This is a genomic window from Novacetimonas hansenii JCM 7643, assembly GCF_000964405.1.
GTDB lineage: Bacteria > Pseudomonadota > Alphaproteobacteria > Acetobacterales > Acetobacteraceae > Novacetimonas > Novacetimonas hansenii.
Genome location: NZ_BANE01000256.1, coordinates 1 through 1000 on the forward strand (window position 1 = coordinate 1; position 1000 = coordinate 1000).

A 1000-nucleotide genomic window follows, 5' to 3' on the forward strand; every position below is an offset into this window, starting at 1 on the left:
TGGTGAAGCTTTTTCTAAAAAGCTTCAGAAGACGCTGCCTTTTTGGAAAAAGGTACCACCCAAAAACTTTTCCTGTTTTTTATCAATGATGTGTTTTCAACCGGTTCTTTAAAATACTCTTTTACACTACCCGGCCCCACATGCAGGGCCGGGTAGTGCAACAGATTCAGTGCGCAGATGCAGCCTGCGGTGCGGGGGGATGTTCCGCATCATACAGGGTGGCTTTCTGCTCATCCGTCTTGCGGTTGCGGTAACGCTGCCACAGGCTCTCCTTGGGGTCGGCGGGATGTTCCTTGTCATACAGGGCCGCCTTTTCACGCAGGCCCTTGCGGTATTCATGGCGCTTGTACATACCAACCGCGCATCCGCCCACGGCACCCGCCACCGTATGATGGTTGGCGACATGCCCACCCACGGCACCGACCGCACCATATTTCAGGCATCCGCCCGGTTCCGCATGCGCCACCGCAACAGTGCCCCCGACCAGAGTGGTCGCCAGCAGGAATACCCTGGAAAATTTCTGTACCGTCATTGTCTGCATCATACCTGGCCCGATACTGATCCTGCCGGGAACGGGATGGCCTGCCCCGCTACGGCGCTTCTTGTTCAGGGACATTAGTAACACAATCCTTCGGACATGCATCATCCCCGTCAGGACTGGTCACAGTTTTCCGTCAGGTCATTATATACTTGTCCTTTTGGACAGGTATGCGCATTTTGCATGGGTGTAGCGGGCATGGTGGTCCCGCGCGCACCTGCCTGCCCCGCACTGCCCCCCGATGGTACAAGGGCCGATGGCGGTGCTGACTGCTGCTGTTGCTGCATCTCGGAATACAGGCTGTTGAGTTCGGCATCATAGACGGAGTCGTCTTCAGGCCCGGACCCGCTGGTGCCGTTATAGATACCAGGCGCGGCCTGACGGCTGGCGGCGACGGCTGCGGCCCCGATGGCCATGCCAGTGCCGACACCAAGGCCATACCCACCCCAGCCCCAACCCCAG

Annotated in this window: 1 protein-coding gene and 1 pseudogene; both read right to left on the reverse strand. The window is 58.1% G+C overall.

What is annotated here, in order from left to right; translation table 11 throughout:
* Positions 1–166: 166 nt before the first annotated feature.
* Complete coding sequence (locus B7G66_RS14240; protein ID WP_371861367.1) at positions 167–532, reverse strand: hypothetical protein; 366 nt, start codon at positions 530–532, stop codon at positions 167–169.
* 119 nt (positions 533–651) lie between these two features.
* Positions 652–1000 (reverse strand): annotated as a pseudogene (locus B7G66_RS17960) (hypothetical protein); the annotation flags it as partial.

Excerpts from the sequence above, each read along its gene's own strand:
- B7G66_RS14240 (WP_371861367.1), bottom strand. The coding sequence starts at position 532 with ATGACGGTACAGAAATTTTCCAGGGTATTCCTGCTGGCGACCACTCTG.